The sequence below is a fragment of the Vibrio sp. ArtGut-C1 genome, from assembly GCF_002105475.1.
Taxonomy (GTDB): Bacteria; Pseudomonadota; Gammaproteobacteria; order Enterobacterales; family Vibrionaceae; genus Vibrio; species Vibrio diabolicus.
The window spans coordinates 18,935-40,162 of record NZ_NCTH01000020.1; the positions used below are offsets into that span (position 1 = coordinate 18,935).

Annotated in this window: 12 protein-coding genes; 5 read left to right on the forward strand and 7 right to left on the reverse strand. The window is 44.0% G+C overall.

Annotation, left to right across the window (positions count from 1 at the left end; genetic code table 11):
• Positions 1 to 130 precede the first annotated feature (130 nt).
• The 5 genes from B7360_RS16310 (at position 131) to B7360_RS16330 (ending at position 6,276) form a co-directional block, all read left to right on the forward strand.
• Positions 131 to 730: a CoA pyrophosphatase gene (locus tag B7360_RS16310; RefSeq protein ID WP_005396902.1), complete on the forward strand. Its 600-nt coding sequence runs from the start codon at positions 131 to 133 to the stop codon at positions 728 to 730.
• Between the two features lie 344 nt (positions 731 to 1,074).
• On the forward strand, positions 1,075 to 2,328 hold the full coding sequence (locus B7360_RS16315; RefSeq protein ID WP_005396901.1) for an aromatic amino acid transport family protein: 1,254 nt from the start codon (positions 1,075 to 1,077) through the stop codon (positions 2,326 to 2,328).
• 98 nt (positions 2,329 to 2,426) lie between these two features.
• Positions 2,427 to 3,788 carry an L-serine ammonia-lyase gene (locus B7360_RS16320; RefSeq protein WP_005396900.1) on the forward strand — a complete coding sequence of 454 codons (1,362 nt, stop codon included), beginning with the start codon at positions 2,427 to 2,429 and terminating at the stop codon, positions 3,786 to 3,788.
• A 210-nt stretch (positions 3,789 to 3,998) separates the two neighbouring features.
• A complete protein-coding gene (locus B7360_RS16325) occupies positions 3,999 to 5,714 on the forward strand; it encodes an EAL domain-containing protein (protein WP_085344007.1) in 1,716 nt (571 codons plus the stop codon).
• Between the two features lie 94 nt (positions 5,715 to 5,808).
• Positions 5,809 to 6,276, forward strand: coding sequence for a GNAT family N-acetyltransferase (locus B7360_RS16330; RefSeq protein WP_085344008.1), 468 nt, complete (start codon positions 5,809 to 5,811; stop codon positions 6,274 to 6,276).
• Between the two features lie 91 nt (positions 6,277 to 6,367).
• Here the strand turns inward: B7360_RS16330 and queD are convergent, their stop codons facing one another.
• The 7 genes from queD to B7360_RS16360 form a co-directional block, all read right to left on the reverse strand.
• Positions 6,368 to 6,745, reverse strand: coding sequence for a 6-carboxytetrahydropterin synthase QueD (gene queD / locus B7360_RS16335; RefSeq protein ID WP_085344009.1), 378 nt, complete (start codon positions 6,743 to 6,745; stop codon positions 6,368 to 6,370).
• A gap of 345 nt (positions 6,746 to 7,090) precedes the next feature.
• Complete coding sequence (locus B7360_RS25005) at positions 7,091 to 7,252, reverse strand: hypothetical protein (protein WP_153904392.1); 162 nt, start codon at positions 7,250 to 7,252, stop codon at positions 7,091 to 7,093.
• A 281-nt stretch (positions 7,253 to 7,533) separates the two neighbouring features.
• Positions 7,534 to 8,085: a hypothetical protein gene (locus tag B7360_RS16340; protein ID WP_031856807.1), complete on the reverse strand. Its 552-nt coding sequence runs from the start codon at positions 8,083 to 8,085 to the stop codon at positions 7,534 to 7,536.
• 42 nt (positions 8,086 to 8,127) lie between these two features.
• Positions 8,128 to 18,585: a PLxRFG domain-containing protein gene (locus B7360_RS16345; protein WP_085344010.1), complete on the reverse strand. Its 10,458-nt coding sequence runs from the start codon at positions 18,583 to 18,585 to the stop codon at positions 8,128 to 8,130.
• A gap of 90 nt (positions 18,586 to 18,675) precedes the next feature.
• The gene (locus B7360_RS16350; RefSeq protein ID WP_085344011.1) at positions 18,676 to 20,427 is read right to left on the reverse strand and encodes a hypothetical protein; all 1,752 of its coding nucleotides are present in this window, start codon (positions 20,425 to 20,427) and stop codon (positions 18,676 to 18,678) included.
• An 11-nt stretch (positions 20,428 to 20,438) separates the two neighbouring features.
• Positions 20,439 to 20,699 (reverse strand): hypothetical protein, encoded by a 261-nt coding sequence (locus B7360_RS16355; RefSeq protein WP_085344012.1) that lies wholly within the window; start codon positions 20,697 to 20,699, stop codon positions 20,439 to 20,441.
• A 9-nt stretch (positions 20,700 to 20,708) separates the two neighbouring features.
• A complete protein-coding gene (locus B7360_RS16360) occupies positions 20,709 to 21,215 on the reverse strand; it encodes a hypothetical protein (protein ID WP_085344013.1) in 507 nt (168 codons plus the stop codon).
• Between the last annotated feature and the right edge of the window lie 13 nt (positions 21,216 to 21,228).

The following is a 21,228-nucleotide window of genomic DNA, read 5'->3' on the forward strand; positions in this document are numbered from 1 at the left end:
AGAACCAATGGACGTGCTTTGGTATTGCCGCACTAATACTTTAATACCGTACCAACGGCGATAGCACCACGCCTCTTGCGGCCATTGAGTATAATAAATAATGGTTAGGCACAATAAATAAGGATTTGGTTTGGTTATCGACAAAACTCAATTACTGCAAAACTTTCAATTTCGGCTTCCAACGGGTTACCACAAAGAGTCCCTCGCGCGACTGAAATGGATGAAAGGAAAATCACTGCGAGACGCAGCGGTCTTAATTGGTTTTGTAGAACGCCCGGAGGGGCTACAGGTCATTTTGACAAAGCGAGCAGCGCACTTGCGTCATCATCCGGGACAAATCAGTTTCCCCGGCGGTAAGTTTGAGCAGGAAGATCATCATCTAATCAATACGGCATTAAGAGAAACCAAAGAAGAGATCGGTATAGAAGATGAACATATTCATGTATTTGGCCAGCTTCCAACATTGCCTACGATTAGTCAGTTTAATGTGACACCGTTTTTGGCCTTTATTTCTCCTGAGTATAAAACGCATATTGACCCAAATGAGGTGGAGTCCGTTTTTGAAGTTCCTGCTAACCACATTCTGAACCCGAAAAAGCTGTACAGCACCAAGTTTGACCTAAAAAACAGCAGTCATCGTGTATTTGCTATCCCATATAGACAGCATTTCATCTGGGGCATGACCGCACAAATCATCGAATCAATGCAAAAACATATCATTTCACATTAAAAACTTCTGATATCGGTATTTTTATGGATGCGATCATCATGCGCATCAATATTAATAAAACGTTGCTTCATAAACATTCATTCACATTAGATTAATTTGCCGTTTTCACCGCAAACGCTTGCGGTGAAATAAATTTATACAAACAGCCCTATCGATAAGTTTTTCTAATTTTACTCATTAGCAGAAATCACGAGTAGCACATCATTTTCGTGATAAAAAGCAGGTTTTTGACATATCATTCAATAAGCGTAAGCAATAAATGATTTAGATCTAATTTTCCTAGTGTAAAATCTTGCAAAATTACTCCCGACTTATTTCCTGTTCCCAAAATGAGTAACTAAAAAATGAATACAACTACTTCTGCGGTTTCTACCGCACAATCGTCTAGTAAGTTTTCTTACAAAGACTTTACCTGGTGTCTGTCCCTTTTTGGTACGGCAGTAGGTGCCGGTGTACTATTCCTTCCTATTAAAGCAGGTGCAGGTGGCTTTTGGCCATTAGTAATCCTAGCCCTAATCGCAGCACCAATGACTTGGTTCGCACACAAATCTTTAGCTCGCTTCGTTCTTTCTGCGAAAAACCCAGAAGCGGACATCACTGACACAGTAGAAGAGCACTTTGGTAAGACTGGCGCAAACCTTATTACGTTCGCTTACTTCTTCGCTATCTACCCAATCGTACTTATCTACGGTGTTGGTATCACAAACACGGTTGACTCTTTCCTAGTTAACCAAATGGGTATGGAATCTATTCCTCGCTGGCTACTTTCCGGTGCACTTATCGCTGCAATGACAGCGGGCGTAGTGTTCGGTAAAGAGCTTATGCTGAAAGCAACTTCAGCGATGGTTTACCCTCTAGTGTTCATCCTACTAGCGCTGTCTGTGTACCTAATTCCTGGTTGGAACACTTCAATGATGGAAGTATCACCTGACTGGGGTGCAATGCCAGCTATCGTATGGCTAGCAATCCCTGTTATCGTGTTCTCTTTCAACCACAGCCCAATCATTTCTCAGTTCTCTAAAGAACAACGTCGTGTATACGGTGATGACGCAGTTAAGAAAACTGACGCTATCACTGGTGGTGCAGCGATGATGCTAATGGGCTTTGTAATGTTCTTCGTATTCTCTGTTGTGCTTTCTCTGTCTCCAGAGCAACTAGCAACAGCACAAGAGCAAAACATCTCTGTTCTTTCTTACCTAGCAAACGTTCATGAGTCTCCACTGATCTCTTACTTAGGTCCACTGGTTGCTTTCGCGGCTATCACTTCTAGCTACTTCGGCCACTTCCTAGGTGCGCATGAAGGTCTAGTTGGTCTAGTGAAATCTCGTTCAAAATCGCCAGTAAGCAAGATCGAGAAGATGTCTCTTATCTTCATCGTAATCACAACTTGGATCGTTGCTATCGTTAACCCAAGCATCCTAGGTATGATCGAAACAATGGGCGCACCGATGATTGCGGCAATCCTATTCTTGATGCCTATCTTCGCAATGCAAAAAGTTCCAGCGATGGCTAAGTACAAAACTTCAGCACCTGTGCAAATTTTCACAGCAATCTGTGGTCTTGCTGCCATTAGTTCTGTAATCTACGGCGCTCTTTAATCATCCCTGCCCTAGCACGGTATGATTAATCCAAAAATATAACGATAAAATTAAGCCTCCCAACTCCCCTTGGGAGGCTTTCTTCTGAGGTAATCGATATGATTAGTGTTTTTGATATCTATAAAATCGGTGTTGGACCTTCAAGCTCACACACTGTAGGCCCAATGAAAGCGGGTAAAGAGTTTATTGATGATCTTCGCGCAATGGGAAAACTGCGCGACATCACTAAAATCACCGTTGACGTTTATGGATCACTATCACTGACAGGGAAAGGTCACCACACAGATATTGCTATCATCATGGGTCTTGCAGGCAACACTCCTGAGAAAGTTGATATCGATTCTATCCCGGGCTTTATCGCTCGCGTAGAAGAAACTGAACGCCTTCCTGTTGGCATGCACTGTCACACAGTATCGTTCCCACGTGAAGGTGGAATGAACTTCCACAAAACAAACCTTGAGTTACACGAAAACGGCATGCAAATCCACGCTTGGATTGATGACGAAAAAGCGTACTCAAAAACTTACTACTCTATCGGCGGTGGTTTCATCGTTGATGAAGAAAACTTCGGTAAAGAAGTTGAGAATCCAGTAAAAGTTCCTTACCCGTTTACAACGGCAGAAGAGCTTGTAAAGCAATGTCATGAAAGCGGCCTGTCTATCAGTGCGCTAACCATGAAAAATGAACATGCGCTTCATTCTGACGAAGAAACTCGTACTTACTTCGCAAACATCTGGCGCACAATGCGCGAATGTATGGATCGCGGTATGAACGAAGAAGGCATTCTGCCTGGTCCACTACGCGTGCCTCGTCGCGCGGCAGCACTTCGTCAGCAACTGCTTACTTCTGAAAAAACAACGAACGATCCAATGTCTGTTGTTGACTGGGTAAACATGTTTGCTTTTGCAGTAAACGAAGAGAACGCAGCAGGTGGTCGTGTTGTAACTGCGCCGACTAACGGTGCATGTGGCATCATCCCTGCGGTACTGGCTTACTATGACAAGTTTATTCAAACCGTAACTGAGAAAGACTACATCCGTTACTTCGCAGCTTCTGGTGCAATTGGCGGCCTTTACAAGCGTAACGCGTCTATCTCTGGTGCAGAAGTTGGCTGTCAGGGCGAAGTTGGCGTGGCATGTTCTATGGCAGCAGCGGGCCTTGCTGAGCTTATGGGTGGTAGCCCAGAGCAAGTATGTATGGCGGCTGAAATTGCGATGGAGCACAACCTAGGTCTAACTTGTGACCCGGTTGCAGGTCAGGTTCAGGTTCCATGTATCGAGCGTAATGGTATTGCAGCTGTAAAAGCAATCAACTCAACTCGTATGGCACTGCGTCGTTCTTCTGCTCCTACTGTTTCTCTAGATAAAGTTATCGAAACCATGCTAGAGACAGGTAAAGACATGAACGCGAAATACCGTGAGACTTCTCAAGGCGGCCTAGCAGTAAAAGTTATCTGTTAATAAGCCTTGCTGAATATCGACGAAACCCGAGCCGCCGCTCGGGTTTTTTATACCTCATTAACTATGAATAATGGGTTGCTACGCCCAGCATAAAAAAACCTAAAACCTTGAATATATCCAATTATTATGGATATCCCCGTAAAAAATCACATCCCTCTCCTAGCTTTATTGATAACGTAGCCAAAAATTAAACTTGGAGCACACCAACACATGATTAGGTTTGAAATTGGAAACCAAATCTGCGTTTGCTTGTCCGAAAACGAAATATCTTTAGAGCTCAATCAATCACTCCACCACTCCATTCCTGTCAACCCAAATGAGTACGCCATTCTGTCAACCATCGCCAAATACGGCAGCTTAAATACGCCAATTAGCCAGCGATTGATAGAAAGCAAAATCACTCAACAATACAAAATGACACTGCCTGAAAATGGCTTTAAAAACGCGGTGGCCGCTCTAAGAAAGAAATTTCGCAAGCTCACGGAAGAACACGTAACCACAAAAAAAAATATTATCGAAAATATTCACCGGACCGGATACTTCATCCCTTTTACTATGCAAAACAACCATCAGAATGGCATCGACCATCAACACAAGATCAATCAATACACAACAAACAGCCTTGGCAAAGCCCTTCGTATTTGTCTGCGTAATAAAAAGATCTATTCAGATACGCTGTGGGTCGTGTTGATCACAGCGATCATTTTCTTTGCCATCTGTTATTACGCGATAAACAGCATTGTGAAACATAATTATCTGGATAACGCCTTCGAAATTGCAGAGAACCTTTCCCAAAAGAGCTGCTTTGCTGATGAAAGTGAATTGAAGTCGCTCTTTGATAATGTAAAGCTGGTCGAATCGAGCATGATGCTGGACCGTTTCAATATCCGGTGTTTAGTCACCCCCGAAACCGTTGTCCCTGTCAGCAAAAAAGCATTTGAAGAGTGGAGTAATAATAGCAATTATACGACCCAATCATTTGACTTGAATAACGCGACCGTTTTGGTTCGTGTCAAAAACATTAACTTATCCGACAACGTTGAAAATCATATTTCGCGTTTTTTTCTTTCCGGCATGAAGCTATCAACCAATACAGGGACCTCTTTAGAAATTGGTAACACCAATGAACGCTTTTTCAACTATCACGTGAAGAACAGCGGCTATAAAGAGGTGTATTACATCTCTGGACCGTTTCAAAGCATCATTTTATTAAGCTTGCTGTTTCTAATAATACTGCGTCATCGCTCCCTACAAGCCTTTATGGCTTATTTGTGTGCAATTCGACAATTTAAAATCAAACTGGAGCCGATTTATGACACTTCAGCGCAAAAGATTGTGCATTACGAAGCGCTCTCGCGGTTTAAGGTAAAAAATACGCAACGGTTTATTGAGACACTGATCCGAAATGGGCTGCTCCTTACTCATACCTTACTGGTGATAGAGTCCATCTATACTAAGCACAAAGCGTTGCCTATTCCTATCAGCATCAATATTTGTCCTTCTTTGCTGCGAGGACGCAACTTTTCAATCCTACACAGAGAACTATCTAACCGAGATTGTCGTTTGCTGACGATTGAAATCACGGAAAATGCATCTATGTACTATACCTCCGAGATTTATGGCAATGTCGCGAAACTAAAAGCACTGGATTGTAAAATCAGTATCGATGACTTTGGCACTGGCAACAACAACGTGTCGCTCATCAGTAAAATCAATCCAGATTATTTGAAAATAGATCGGGAATTTGTGATTGGTTTAAAGTCGGACGATAAGAAAGTGGAAACGTTGCGTCAGTTAATCGCCATGGGAAATACGTATCGCTGCACGGTCATTGTTGAAGGCGTAGAAACCGCCGATAGCGCTCACTTACTCACAACATTAGGTGCCTATATTCACCAAGGTTATTATTATCCTCTGCATTTCTAGCTTTTCTTAACCTCGTGAGTTACTTAAACTAGAGGGAATACTCTATTAAAGTTCGTGGCGGCATGAGGATATGCCGCCAATTTGTGGTTGAACCATGATTGCTATTAAACCCACCAAACTGAAAGATTTTTCGAGTTTGATGCAATTGGATGTGCAGGAAGAGCAGAAAGGATTTTCTACGCCGTTTGAAGTGGCTTATCCAAAACGCAATAAGTCTGAAGCGTTCTTTACGATTTACTCTGACGATCTATTAGTTGGCTATCTTGTTATCGATAAAGGCTTCTCCCAACATGCGCCCTTTGCCAAAAGGCACGAACTGGGGCTCAAGTACTTGATGGTTGATCAACGTTTCCAACGCCAAGGGGTTGGGAGTGAAGCGTTACGCAAACTGTTCGTTTACGCGTATACCATTGACCCTGAAAGCAACTCTCTTTGCGTCACTGTGCCACAGAGTCAGCAATACGCTATCAGTTTTCTTGATGCGTGTGGATTCATCAATACAGAGAAAACAACGTTTGGTGAGAACGAAAAAGAGTGGATTTTACGTTATCCACTGAGCTAGCAAGAAAAGTATTAAAAATTAGGGAATATCCAGATACAACAAAGGCAAGCTCATGGCTTGCCTTTGTCTTCAATGCTCAATAAAAAGTGACTTATTCACCTTTGTAAATACAACCGGCTGTGCACGTCTCTTTGATTTCAACTTTACTTAGCAACGGTAAACTTGGCTTAAGCTGTTGCCAAATCCATTTTGCTAGCACTTCGCTCGTCGGATTCTCCAAACCTTCAATGTCGTTCAGGTAATAATGGTCTAAACGATTGTAAATTGGTTTGAATGCCGCTTTGATTTCAGCGAAATCCACTACCCAACCAGTATGCGGGTCTACCTCACCTTCTACATAAAGACGAACTAAGAAAGAGTGTCCATGCAAACGACCACACTTATGGCCTTCAGGTACATGTGGCAAGTGATGTGCCGCTTCGAACATAAACTCTTTGTATATTTCTGACAAATGGGATGACAACTTCATAAACCTCTGTTTTATATAGACTTTTACAGCGATCAAATAGTGTGTACATGAACTCATATACACGCCTATATACACACTGTATTTTTTCGTGCTCCCCGATATACACACAAATCGGCGTGATTTAAGAAAGGGATCGGGCAAACACGAAACGATAATGTGGTCATTATCGTCGGCTAAGAGGCAATGCGCAAGTGAGTTAAACTGATATACACAACATCCGGCCACCAGCTATACACACACCAAAAAGCACAAAAAAAGGGGGCACTTTCGCGTTCCCCTTTAATCAATAAATTAGAATCATATCTATCAGAGATAGTGGCCGGATTGCCACGCAAAGCATATCTGTTACGACTCTTCTTTATTGCTATTGTTGATAAACTTGGCTGCTTCAAGCAGCTTGGCCGCCTTCATCACTGTTCGCTGAATAAACTCCTTCGCAGCTTCATCCAAAGCTTCACATTCCATAAGCGTAGCGACCACTCTAAGGTCATTTGACGTATATTTCATTTTTTTCTCCTTAAAAGCCGAGTGGTTTACTGTCAAATAATTTACCAAAGAATTAGCAAGTTCTAAATAATGAAAAACAAAAATAGATTGGCTACCGATATAAGTGAAATTACTTAACGAAATATGCGTCTAATTTCGCGAATTTCATAACAAATCGGAAACGCGCATAAGCTACCAGACCACTGTTTATATATCCAGTTATTTATAGCTATTTAGAGGTATTTTTTTATACATATTTGATAAAAAGCAAAAAGCCGCAATTTAGCGGCTTTTTATGGCATTTAGATGTTTCTTAGCGCTCTGAAACGGCATATTCTTCGAATTTCGGCTATTGCTGCGCTGGTGGAATCACCCTTGATTTTCTCATAGATACAGTCATCGGTTTGGGCTGCAATTTTGGCTTGAGCCTCTTCTATTTGACGCTCAATTTTGTCGCGATCAAGGTTAGTAACCAAATCACCATGAACACCCAACTCAACCTCGTAGAACTTGCAAACCTTATATTTTTCGATTTGCTCTTTTAGCTCCACCTCACGCATTGCACTATTAAAGCTAAGTTCCGACTTACCAAAGCCATGTATTTCAGCAACTTTGGCTCTGCCATATTCAAGCGCTTCTTCATCCGACAAACCATTATCAACACCTTGCGCAACATTGATTTTAAAGTCACGCGAGTACAGTTTGCTCTCCATCAAACTTGCATAATGATAATCATACGGGTTTCGTTGTTCCGTTACCGTCGGGCAGCGTGGTAGTTGCGCTGCGGTGGCGAACGACGCGCCACCAGCTAAACCCAAAATCATTGCTGTTAAAATGCTTTTACTAGCGATCATTTTAGATCTCTCCATACTTCTTTTCTAAGCACTCCATTAATGCTACCAACTCTGTTGCTCTTGCAGCAACTTCATATATTTTTGATTATAGTGCGCACCATTCTGTGATTTACTCGCCATTTTGAAATGTTGCTTCACCGAACGGCTTAAAACTTCGTTGGTGATCGGGTTTTGTCGGCCCCATTCCGAGCGGTTGAACTCACGGATATTGTTAATCACGCTTTTACGTCCATCATTGTCCTTAGTGCGTACCGCCAGCCAGTAAGCATTCATTAAGCTTTGACGACGGCGAGTAACTTGACGTTCGTAACCTTTCAATGCGCTGTTTGAGTCGTACTGCTGAACAAGTCGAGCCGGAGTAAAACCAAGCGCTTGTTGAGCATGTTCAAACAATGTCACATCATCAATGATAATTTCACCATTTCGGTTTGTGACAGTGCCACCTTCTGAAGCGTATCGCGCAGTTCTAAACACGTCCTTAATCCATTTTGGAGTCATGTATTCTACGCCGCGCAAATACTGGCCTTCTGTCATGTAGTCCAAACCACGCGCCCAAGATACAGCAATACCAAATGATGCACCTGCCGCCTGTTGAAGAATGTTTTCAGCAACACCAACGCTATCTTGTGCGTCTGATTCTTGTACCCAAAGGCGAAGCAAATCAATGTTGATTCGGCTTGAAACGCTAGGCATTGAACCGTAGTACAAGCCTTTCGCAATATCTTCACCGAACGTCTTAGCAAGTAGCGATTTTAGCTCTGTCTCTGCATCCCAAGGCTCATTGTCATCACCTGCCACTGCATAGGCCATATTAGCAATTGCCGCGATTGTAGCGACTGGTAGAGCGTTTAGACCGCCAATGGCAAACGTAACGGCAAATGTGCCAAGCAACTGCTTACGCGCTTCCTTTCTCACCTCTGGCGTTTCGCCCTTAATTGAATCAAAGAAACGGCTAAACAAGTAGTAAGTCATGTTTTGGCTGTACTGCTTGAACTGCAATGCTACCGCCGCAACGTCACCCTGCATGAATCGAGCGCGGTTACGGCTCGAATAGTCAAAGTGACTATCCCAAGTCGCTTTAGTTGCGTAATCAAGTGACTCTTGTTTGCTTAGTCCGTTCTTCTTCGCCATACGGTAAGCAGTGATAAAACAAACCTCACGGTTCATTACTTCGGCCCAATGGAAAGGCGCACCGATTAGTTGCTGTGCTTTCGCCCATTTACCCGTATAGTTTGACGACTCTTGCTCTGCCATACCTGTTAAGTCGGCCATTTGAGTTACGTCGATAGCACCAATTTTGATCGCGTGGCGTAACGCCTCTCTCTCTTCTTGGTTAAGTACGTCGCCCAAAATACCGTTGGTCATGTCCATATCACCACGCAAGCCAGCTTTTGATTTTTTAGCAACGAACGTCTTAGCAAATAGGCCCGATAGACTTGCCATTTCCGCCGCTGTTTCCTTAAAGCCAAAACGTGAGCCAATGTAAGGCAAAGCAATCTGCCAGTTTTGGGATAAGTTGATCATCGCTGACGCTGGTGAAATACCGATTTGCCAGAAGAACCCAAAACCAGTTAGCGCTTGCGCCCATTGTGCGCGTTGTGGGTTCATCATCCATTCGTGACGCTTAACCATTTCGTTATACAAGCGTGACGCCGAAACGTTATTGCTCTTATCCGTGGCAATCTTCAACTCTTCCATTAGATCAGTGAAGCGCTTCTCTGTTTCTAGTCGCGCTTGTTGGTTCGCTTGGCGAACACCCTGATCTGCTAGAACACGAGCCGCATCTTCTGAATAACCAGCCACACCTTTACGGTGAATGAATGATTTACGAATTGAACGATCAGGCATGGTTTGCAAATACATTTGGTAGATTTCATCAGTTAACTGATCTTTCACCTTGTCGTTAGTTTGCGCACCTGAGATCGCCTTAATAATATCGCTCACGAATGACGCGCTAGCACCATTTAGGCCGCGACTCTCTTGGATTTTTAGACCAAAGCGCACTTGTCCAACTTCTAAGTTCGCATTCTTATCATCCTGAACCTTGTAGCCAGCCGCCTGAAGCTTTTTAACGTCTTTCATCATGGCGTTTTCAGTCTCATACATTTGGAATACACGCTCACCGCTTGGGTCAACGGCATCGATCCAGTAGTTACCAAAACGCGCCAACGGAACATAGAAACCAAGGCGTGATTTTTCCATCATGTAACGATGGTAAGTGTTCTCACCTGCTCGTTTGTTACCAGCCATGGCAAGATCAGTAATGCGCTCTTCTAGCGCCTTATCCATTTCCTCGCGTTGACTAATGTAGTGATCGCGCACATCGGTAAAGACTTTTTGAGCATCTGGCGAAAGCTGTAGGAACTTCTCGCGTAATGCCTTGTGTTTAAGTCTTAGTTTCGGCTCGTTCTTAATCTCTCGCTCTAGCGCTTGGCGTTCTTGCCAAATTTCGGAACCGCGCTTAGTTTGCGAACCGCCGTACTCTTGGTAAAGCTTCGCTAGTGTTTTGAGTAGCGCTTTCTTCTCATCAGTTTGGTCAACATACTCTTTTGACGGGTCAACATCGGCCAACGTCGCATCGTGCAACAAACTAAAGGTAGCTTCGGCGTCTTGTGGCTTATCCTTACGGAACTTATTCAAGGCATCAGCTTGTTTGTGAACTTTCTCAATCAAGTCTGTTTTGCGTGTAGTAAATAAATCTTTGTTGTTTACATACGACTCAAGAATGTTGCCAACCTCACGGCTTACTCGTTTTCTACCTACTTCAGCCATTTGGCGTAGGTTTAACAACGCCCAACCACCATTTTTAAGCGCATCAAACTGCTTGCTAATAAATGGAACGTTGATCTTGCCAAGCATTTGCTTGTAGAAACTCTCATTCTTCGCTGCCAACGCATCAGCAATGCTCACAATTGGATCGCCTTGCTGCGCCAAATCCTCATCCATGCTTGAGATTGTTTGGCTAAAGCGCACAACGTTAGAAAGCGTGGTCATTCCGTTAGGTTTTCGAAGGTCGCTATCCACGTTGTTGATCATGTTGCGCACTTCGGAAAGCGTCATTTTCTCTGCACTCAAAATGCCAGAACGACGCAATGCACCAAGCACCCAAGACAACACTTTGTCTAAGATTCGTTGAGAAACGCTAGACTCTGTTTCTGCAATCTTAGCGATCACCTCTTCCGCTTTTACGTATTCCGGTGCGGTTCGATATGATTTATCAACCTCGGCAAAGATGCCTTTCAAAGAGTTAACGTTTCGTAGGCTGTTGACCTTCTTGGTTAACTGCGCTTGTTGAGCAACGTCTAGGTTTGCGTATAGGCCATTGTGAGCAATAAACTCATGGCGCAAAGTGCGGCGAACGTCAGCAACGTTTTCCAAGTTTTCTGCCACCAGCACAACACGGTTATCACCGGACAACCATGCGCCTTTAACAATCGCATTGGATTCAGTTTCAACCAGTTCATGCAGATCGGCCATAGTTGGCACAACCATTACATTCGCACCTTTCAAACCGTCGTATTGGTTAATCCAATCTAGAGCGGCTTGAGTAACCTTTTCAGGCGATAGGCTGGTGGAAGGCTTTTTGTTGACTTCGCTGGCCTTGCTGAAACGAATATCGTCGTACTGATCGTTCGCTGGTTTTTCAATGACAATAATCTTTGTTGCTACGTTCGTAGGGTTCAAGCTGTCCTTGAATGCGCCAGCGTCTAGGTTGATCTCTTCTGCACCAACTTCATCTAGGTAACGACGGAAGTTTTTATTTGTTGTGTTACCACGATTACCAGCCATTGAGCTAGTGATAGCAACCAACTTACCGCCATCTTTTAGCATCGTTAGCGCATGGTTGATGTGGTGAATATCTGCATCGTTACTAAATGGAGGATTCATAACAATGCGGTCATAGATTTCACCAGCGTTATATTCCAAGAAATCACCAGCAACAACGTTGTGCCCCTTCTCTTCAAGTAATTCGCTTAGAGTGAAAGCAAGTTCACCAACATCAAGATCTACGCCATTTAGAGCTGCAATTTGATCGGCAATGTGACCCATACCAGCACTTGGCTCTAGCACTTTCATACCTGGTTTAATATCGGCTAAATCAATGAGCTTTTTCACTTCTGCTTCAGGAGTTGGGAAGAAGTCATTAAACGCATTACGGTTACCGCGTACAGTTTCCTCAATCTTCTCTGTGAGTTTTTGTAGGCGTGTTTTTTCTTTCTGCGTTGACATTTTTCCGTTGTTCGCTTGCTCATATTCACGCAAGGCTTGGCGCAACGTGATATCGCCTTTAATACCCATGCGAATTAAGCGATCTTGCGACTTGAATAACTCGTTGATGTGCTCGACACGGTAAACAGTGTTTGATTTGCTACGCGCTAGCTGGCGCAATTTAGGAATAACTTTATCCCAACGCGCACCATTCAAGTTAACGCTCTCGTGCTCCTTCAAGCCTTTAATGTTTGCTCGAATAGATTTAGCCGTCATCTTGTAACCGTCTAGGTTTTCGATTTCTCGCGCAATGTATTCAAGTGACGCTGGCGTACTCTTCGGCGCTGGAAAACGAACGTAACGAGCAACCTGATTAAACTTAGTTTCTGGTTTTAAATGCCAGTTGCCTTGCTGATCTCGATACGCTAGTTTTTCTCGAACATCTTCAGGCATATCCCATTTAACACGGTTCATAACGCTTGTTAGTTCTTCAAGCTGGCTGATATCAGTCAAGTTGCCTAGCAGTAGGAACTCGCCAGATTCAACGCCATCGGCAATCTTACGCAAGATATTAGCTTGCGCCTCTTGCTTATCTGCTCGTGCCGCTGCGCTTGCTGCCATGGCTGCGCGACGAGAAGTATTAGTCAAACGCTGTGCGTTGTTTGACTCATCAGCTTTCGCCTGTAGTGATGCCGCTTTTTCGCGTAGAGCTTCAACTTGCTTCTCTTTTTTCGACTTCGTTTTCTCTTGATCGCGTTGTTTAACTCGTTCGCTTTGATCAACGTTCAAGCCGCCCATTACAGATAGGAAATCATCACGCGCTTGTTCAGATTTAAAGTCAAAACGAGCTGGCAAGTTTTTAGGTTTGTAAGCTCGTGCGTACCAACCGCCTAGCTGTTTCGCCTTGGCTCTCATATCGTTGAAAGTATCGCTATCAACTTCGCTAAACGCAGCGCCATAGCGTTGTTCACCTTTAGCTTCGTTGAGAACATCGACCTTGCTCAACTCGATAGTCCCGTCAGTTTCAACGGCCTTAACTTCAGCTTTTCGCTCTAGTTCGCGCTTTTCTTGCTCTGCTAGTTTGCTTAACTGATTTTCAGTGTATAGACGGTCAAACTCGGCTAGCTGCTGGTCATTGAAAGCATCAATAGTGCCGCCGTTAGCTCGTGCGTAGGCTTGGAAATCATCAAGTGTTTGAGGATTATCAAGAGCCTTTTTCTTGCGCTCGGCTTCCTGCTCACGCTCGATTGCTTGTTTTTTTCGTTTCTCAGCAAGCTTGTTGTAGTCAGCATCACTCATTTCAGAAAGAATGTTGCGCATAGCTGAAGGTGATTTAACCACAAACATTCCACCATCAGACTGAATAGCAGCAAACTGGTTGCCGATATCTTTAACCGCTCGCTTAACTAGATCGTCTTTACGCAAGCTTGTATCAATCCATTGGCCCATTTGAGCAAAGAAATTGCCGATAGCTGGCTTCGTGAATTGGCTAAATTCTTCCTCTAAAGCCGGAACATCATCAATGTAGTTATCGATCAGCTCAATTGCCTCTTCCTTGGTGTACTCGCCACTTTGAAGCGCGTTGATAGCTTTTAGATATTCACGCGCTCCACTTGGGCGAGAACGGCCTTTTTTAGCTTTAGACGCATCAGTTTCGTTGCTGGTGGCCTTGCTAGATTTTAGTTTGCTTCCTTTTGGTGGCGTTGGCTCTGGCTTGTCGTCACTCAGATAGCTTTTTGCCAAGTCGATTGCTTTTTGGCGATCTGATTGATATTGGCTAGTGATCCAATTGCTGAATGAATACAAGTCGTGCGTATCCGCGCCAGCTTCTTCCATTGCTTTAGATACTGCTTTCCAAGCTGGTTCTAACTCGTAGCTCTTGACGCGATAAGTCGGGTTTTCTGCGTACTTATCTGATACAGCTTGAAGAGTATCAATGAGCGAAGGCTCTTGCTTATCTGCTTTTGTATTGGTTTTGCGCTCTTCTAATTTGGCAATATCACCTTCTAGTCTATTGATTAGTAGGCGCATGGCTTCGCCGTTCTCACCATTAGCAATACGAGCTTTGTAGTGAGCGATCTCAGCTTGTTTGTAGTTGATTAGCGCATCCAGCTCTTCAACGGTTGGATTAGACAAATCTTTAAATGGAGGAACCTTGGCCGGAATCTCTGGAATTTCCACATCGGAATTCGTATCTTCACCAAAATCTAGGTTCAAATCTTCCCAAGAGTTGGCGTCTAGGTGGCCTTGGTTTTCGTTGATAAACTTATCCCAAACCGCTTCGTTACCGCCTTTCGCTCGGTACTCTTTCCAGACTTCACCAAGCTCGTTGTAAGCATCTTGTTCGGCTTTTTCTGCTGTTCTTAGTCGGCTTTGTGCTGCTTTAACTCGTGGATGAGCCATATCAACACCACTACGATCCGTAGAATGTTGCATTTCAACTTCATCTAAGTTCTCTTGAGCTGCTTCAACTTTCTTTTGAGCTGTCGAGATTTTAGAGAGTTTGCCCTTAGCTTTACGGCTGATTGTGGCCGGAATCGCTTTTAATTGTGTAGGTTTGTTCTCAGCTTTTTTCGCCGTAGAGTCGCGCTCTGACTTCACTCGTTCAGATAAGTGGCGATCAGCATAATCACGCAGATACTTATCAAACTCTTTATGCTGTGAAGAAGTTAGATCGGCACCCTTTTTAATTCCGTTTTCGTCTCGGAACTCCGCAATACGATGAGTGATCCAAGACATATAGCCAGCATTGCTATTGATAGCTTCAAGCTCTTCCGCTTCCAAAGTATCTAAGTACGCTTGATAACGTGGGTTATCTGCCTTACCTGTTTTTGCTTTAGCAAAGCGTTCTTTTGCAATTGTCTGATTTACGTCTTTAGCTTTCTCTGGAGTGGTAATGCCTCGACGCTCAGACTCAAGCTCTGAACGTAACCATTTAAGATCCTCAGTAGTGCCTTTGCCGTCTTTAATTTTGTTTAGACGACCTAAACGAGCGGTAGCGCGTTGGCGAGAAAGGTCACTGTCACTTGCTTGGTATGCCTTCTTAGCGTCGGAAATCTCGCGATCCAAACCTTCCAGCTCTTCATCACTAAGTAGTGCGTCATATCTTGATAAGCGAGTTTTCAGAACGTCACCAAAGCGGAGCAAATCACCTAGCTTGCCAGTAAAGTAAATCTTGCCTGCTGAATTGATATATTCCGCAGCATCTTGCAAAACATTCATTTGTTCAGGCGTAGGCATTTGACCGCGATCAAGGCGTTGCTCAACACTAGGCCAAATATCAACGGCTTTCGCTGTCTTTTCGCGTTCTTCGACTAAAAGTGATTGGTCAACAACACCTTTGCTTTGGGCTTTTTCTGCTTCGCTCTGAAGGTAAGATTCATTGCTTTTTACAATAAGGCTTACATATTTATCCGCTGCTTGATTAGCTTTTCCAATAGCATCCATCAAGCGCATATCGCTACCTTTGCCATAGTCAAAAGTAGTAACCGGTTCCTCTTGTTCCGCTAGTCGGATTTGTACCTGTTTAAGCTCTTTATCTTGAGTGACGTAAACCGATCTCTCGCCAATAGTTGCGTTCCACTTTTCGACTTTAGGCGTCAACGTTGTGGTATTACCGCTGCGCTTAACGTCCACTCCATCAATACCTTGACCTATTTTAAGGGTAGGTTTCTTGGCTTTTTTTCTATCAGCTTGAGCGTTTACTTCTTTGTCCAACCAGTTCAGATCATCTTTTGTACCCTTGCCTTCCAAGATGTTCTTGATGCGTTGTTCACGGTTAACTTTCTGACGGCCTTTGATTGCGACTTTAGCTTGAGCTTTACCAAGTTGACGGCCAAGTTCTGAACGTTTTGCAGCTTCACCAGATTGGTAAACATACTCGTCGCCAGTCTGTGGCAACTCTTCACTGTATGACTCAGCCTCTTGAGACTCGCGCTTATCAAATTTCTTTTGAATACGAGCATTGCGATTAGGTTGGCGCTGTTCGACCTCTTGGATTGATGCGGAAATAGGCTCTTGAGCAACTGTATAAGGCGCACGATAACGCTCCTGCTCTGTTTCTACAGGATTTAGGTCATATTCATTCGCTAGCTTGGTGAATCGCTCATCACGATTAACGTCTTTAGGATTAACGTCAGACCATCGATCAAACTCAACTTGTGGTGCGTCATAAACTCGTTGATTCTCGATACCCGTTGCTAACGGAGTAACGTCACGCTCACCGTTTGGTTGATGTCCACCAGCAAACGAGTTGGTTTGAGCTTGTTGTCTCATACCTTGAAGAACACGCGCCTGATTGCGTTGAAACTCTGGCGTTTCCTCAACGTTTGGTTGATAGCCATTGGTGCGAATGCCGCGATTCTCTAGTTGCTGTTGAGCATTGCGCTCTTGAGCTTGCTGATCACGCAGAAAACTCTCTTCATCAGTTGGGCGTAACTGATCGACTTGTTTTAGCTCGTCGGAGTTAATGACACGCTGCAAAGCGCTGATCGCTTGCTCTTGGCTTATGCTTCCGTCACGACGCGCTTTTGCAATCTGAAGCACTGCTGCTGGCGAGATTTCCATGGCGCGTTGCAAGCCTTGTTTAAAGTTTTCGTCTTGCGCTGCAATTTCATCGACAAAACCAAGCTCACCACGTTGAATTGATTGGCTCAATTCAAACTTATCTCGTTGAGCATCTTGAGAATGGTATAGCTCTGAATCTGCCATTACTTCGCCAGTTTCAGGATCAAACATTTCTGCTTGAGCAACTTCATTATCAACTGGTGATTTTTGTTTCTGTCCAATAACACTCAAGAACTCATTGTAAATTGAATTCATTGAACGCTGCGCCGCTTGACGTTCTTCAATGGATAGATCTGTATTAAGAGTTGCCAAGTAACGGCTCATGTCTTGACGCAATTGCTTCGCATAATCATTGCCTCGGTCTTGTTTTTCCCAAGTTTTGATTGCGCTGACAGCTTGCTGGCCGTCACGGATTAGATCGGCATGATTGTCTGAAGAGAACAGATTAACAGGCGCTTGCTCTTGCTGTTTTGCAGCTTCAGAAATTGGTTGTTGTGGTTGCGCTTGCTGTGGCTGTACTGGTTCCGGCTGTTGTGGCTCAACACTTTGTTGTGCTTCCGCTTGATCTTCCGTTGCGTGACGCTCTGCTGCTGGTGGCACTTTACCCATTGCAGCACCTAACGCTTGATGTGCTAAAGCCGTAGATTCGTTAGCATCAAAGCCCATAGAAAGAGCGCGGTTCTCAATCTTCGGTCTTAGAAGAGCCTCAATCTCTTGATCTGTTTTACCAACCGAGCGCAATTGCGAAATCACTTCTGGATTGATCGCTTGTTCAATCTTGCTTTCAAAGTTACGACGACGGTAACGACCAGCCACACCACTAGGCGCACCAAAACCACCACCGATCAAACCACCGACTAAACCAGACTCAAGCGCAGCCGCGCCAACGCCTTCGGAGTTGTCGCCTTCAACGTCCATCTTTTCGTTGGTATGAACGTTAGAGCGGTATTGTTCAACGCCACCTTGTACGGCCTCGGTGCCACCTTCAGCAAGTACACCTTTACCAATAGCACCTTTGATTGTTTTGCCTAAACTACCTTTTAGCAGTTTAACCATTGCCTGATCACCTACCGTTTCACCGATCAGGTTGACCATGCCTAGAGTAATGTCGGTTTTAATCGAATCTCCAACCTCTTGGGCCAATCGAGTACGAGCGTTGTTTAGCGCCTCTTCATCAGAGATATTCTTATCCGCTTCTTCGGCCACATAACGCTTGAACTGTGGAGAATCCATTAATTCGTGATAAGGAATGTTCTCGATTTCTCGTTGAACATTTAAGGCTTGACCACCGTTACCAGCCGCCAAGTTTAGAAGTGCGTTAGTACCGACATTGGCACCTTGGGACACCGCAGCGCTTCGACCTGCCATTGACGCTGCTTTACCTGCTGCACCTGCTGGCAACATGGTTACAGCCATACCACCAAGCACATTAGATGCTGTGCCTAACCATGTACGCCAATCTTTAGCACCTTCGCCAAAGCTCATATCATCATTGATGATATTTTTCGCCATGGCTTCGCGCATTTCAGGCGATAAGGTTTCGTATTGCTCATTAGCCCAATTCTCTAATGAACTTGCTGCCTTTTCTGCACCAACGAAATTCGCAGCACCAGCCAAAGTTTGCAAAGCGCCTTGTTGAGCCATATCAACAACGTCACCAAACGTTGATGTGTTTTGATTGCGTTCCCTTTCCTCAACTAGACGCATCGCCTCTCTGAAATCCATCGGTATCCCCTCTTATTCTGCATAGGAAATAGACAGGGGAAGTATAACCCCAACCGCACCGATTGGGGATTTTTGTTTACGTTCGATGAATTAACGATTAGCCAAACCTAATGCCATGTAGCGTGCGGCTGGTGGCGCATTTTTACGCTGCTCTTCTACTCGTTGAGCCTGAGTTTTTAAGTTATCTCTGGCGTTACTTGTTAGCTTATCGGCTGCGCTATAAAAGCCACTATAGTTAAGCCAATCCATTGCCTGTTGTTGTTCTTCAGGACTCAAGTTCGCTGCCTTAATTGCTGCAAGCTTTTCTTGATAAGTTCCATCAGAGTTTAGGATTTCCTCTCGTAAAGCCTCTAACTCGCCTTGATTTGACGGTTCACCTTCTGTCTGTCCGGCGGCCTTCTTCTCGCCATTGGTGAACTCTTGAGACTCGCTTATCAGCGTTTCATTAGATGGCTTTTTCTTGATGATATCTTTACTTTTAATCATCTCTTGAATAGCCTTATTTACCTGATCAGGCGTCGCGGCTGGGTTTTCCATTAGATAAGACTGAAGTTGCGCTTTGCTGCCCGCTTGGAACTCATAATCAGGATATGACTCAACAAACGCTTGCGCTCGTTTTCTTGCCATACTTTGCGCTTGTTCCTTGGTTAAGTATTGAGGATCATAACCTGTTAGTGGCAAATACATCATCGTATGACGCTCTAGTGCCTTCTCCCTTTCTCGATTCAAGCGATCAATTTCGGCCTGATAATCTTGTTCCTTATCGAACATATTGCGGTCAAGTTTGGCAATCTGTTCATCATACTTGCTATTAATTCCGTTTTGTTCAGATAGCTGTTGCTTCGCCAATTGAGCCATTGAAGAAGATGAACCACTAGAGCCTGAGCGACTAGAACGGCCTGAACGACCACCATATACAACATTGCCATTTTCATCGAAGTTCAGAGATCGACCTGTTTGAAGTTGACGCCAGTTGTTCAACTCTTCACGGTTCAAATGCTGACGAGTATCAATCATGGTTTTCATTCGGTTACTAAACTCCGACAATGGCACAACTAAGATATTGTCATCTGGCTTGCTTGTTCGGTTTTGAGTAACCGGAACTGTGACAGTTTTGCCATTATCAAGAGTTAGATCTTGCTCAATAACTGCCCCACCGCCTAGAGTGATTCGAACTGCCGAAACTTTTCTCTCAACTATTTGATGTTGCTTACCATCCTTATCCGTGTAGATCGTAGGTAAACCTTTTGCCTTGGTGATTTCAGGCATCAATGTTTCCACTGCATTGATCAACATTGGGTCATTTTCTGCTGGCATTTCACCTTGTGCCATTTTGTTGAACAAAGTCGCCGCCTCACCTAAAGCCTTGCCAGCATCACTACCAAGAATGTTGTTCACATCAAATTGAGGGTTTTTAGCTACATAATCTGCAAACTCCGGCGTCTCCATTAAGGAAAAATCGCCGCTGGCAATCGCCTTATCAATCGCTGGAAGGAAGATTGTTTGAAAACCTTCTTGGCGTTCCATAAGTGTTTTCTTATGGTTATATTCTTCCTGTTGCTGCTTAAATGTAAGCTCTGCTTGCGCCCACTGCTTTTCTTGTTGTTTTCGGCTTTTGGCTTGCCAATCTAGATCATCTTTACGCTGTAACTTTTGTTGTTCTCGATCTTCAAGCCCTTGCTGCCAACGAATATCTTCTCGCTGTTGCAAGATTTTCTTTCGTTCTCGGTCTTCGTTGTGCTCCTGTCTCCACAACTCACGATCTTGCTGGCGGTTGTGTAGGTCAATTAATCCTGCACCAACTCGAACGCCTTCATTAAAACTACCAATAACGTTTGCCATGAAAAAAACCTCTAAAAAAACGACGCAGCTAGACCACCAAGAACGGCACCAATTGCACCACCAGCAACAGTACCAACGACAGGTACAACACTACCAATTGTTGCACCTAGAGTTGCACCAGTACCGATACCTGACGCAATACCTTGCTTGTATTGCTGTTTAAGCTGCTCGTTCACTTGTTTGCGCTGTTGCTCTTGGTTAGAAAGATTTCTATAAGTATCAAGCGAACTTCTCACGTTATTTCGACCAATATCAATTAGACCGTATCCCATATTAACCCCCTAAACTCCACCAACTGAGTTAATTAAGTTTCTGCTTCCTGACGAAACACCCGTCATCAATCCGACTTGTAAATCGTTTATGGCTTGGCGAGTGTTGTTATTAGTTGAAGCTAGGGCAAGCGCGTTATTCATTTCCAAGTTTCGTTTTTGCTGATCAGTTCGAAGATCACCTAAACCATACTTTCTAGTTGCATTTGCAGCATTGATATTGGCTTGTTCTAAGTTCTTCGTGGCATTTGCGTTATTTCTATCTAACTGCTTATTTAACAAATTATCGGTCATAGCAAGATCGATAAGTTGATTCTCATATTGTTGGAAGCGCTTTAGATAATCTTCGTACTGCTTTCTCGTAAGATTCGCGTATATGTATTCAGGATTACCATAAGCGTTAACCATCATGTTTGAAAGATTATCGCTTTTAACACTGGCGGTTGGAGAGGTTGTGGCTGGCGCGGCTGAACTGCCAGTATTTGGATTGTAATAACCTAATTCACCCTCTTGAGGCATGATTATTTTCTCC

What these genes read in the sequence shown, in the direction of transcription:
- B7360_RS16315 (WP_005396901.1), top strand. Translation starts at nt 1,075, where the DNA reads ATGAATACAACTACTTCTGCGGTTTCTACCGCACAATCGTCTAGTAAG.
- B7360_RS16320 (WP_005396900.1), top strand. Translation starts at nt 2,427, where the DNA reads ATGATTAGTGTTTTTGATATCTATAAAATCGGTGTTGGACCTTCAAGC.
- B7360_RS16325 (WP_085344007.1), top strand. Translation starts at nt 3,999, where the DNA reads ATGATTAGGTTTGAAATTGGAAACCAAATCTGCGTTTGCTTGTCCGAA.
- B7360_RS16330 (WP_085344008.1), top strand. Translation starts at nt 5,809, where the DNA reads ATGATTGCTATTAAACCCACCAAACTGAAAGATTTTTCGAGTTTGATG.
- queD (WP_085344009.1), bottom strand. Translation starts at nt 6,745, where the DNA reads ATGAAGTTGTCATCCCATTTGTCAGAAATATACAAAGAGTTTATGTTC.
- B7360_RS25005 (WP_153904392.1), bottom strand. Translation starts at nt 7,252, where the DNA reads ATGAAATATACGTCAAATGACCTTAGAGTGGTCGCTACGCTTATGGAA.
- B7360_RS16340 (WP_031856807.1), bottom strand. Translation starts at nt 8,085, where the DNA reads ATGATCGCTAGTAAAAGCATTTTAACAGCAATGATTTTGGGTTTAGCT.
- B7360_RS16345 (WP_085344010.1), bottom strand. Translation starts at nt 18,585, where the DNA reads ATGGATTTCAGAGAGGCGATGCGTCTAGTTGAGGAAAGGGAACGCAAT.
- B7360_RS16350 (WP_085344011.1), bottom strand. Translation starts at nt 20,427, where the DNA reads ATGGCAAACGTTATTGGTAGTTTTAATGAAGGCGTTCGAGTTGGTGCA.
- B7360_RS16355 (WP_085344012.1), bottom strand. Translation starts at nt 20,699, where the DNA reads ATGGGATACGGTCTAATTGATATTGGTCGAAATAACGTGAGAAGTTCG.
- B7360_RS16360 (WP_085344013.1), bottom strand. Translation starts at nt 21,215, where the DNA reads ATGCCTCAAGAGGGTGAATTAGGTTATTACAATCCAAATACTGGCAGT.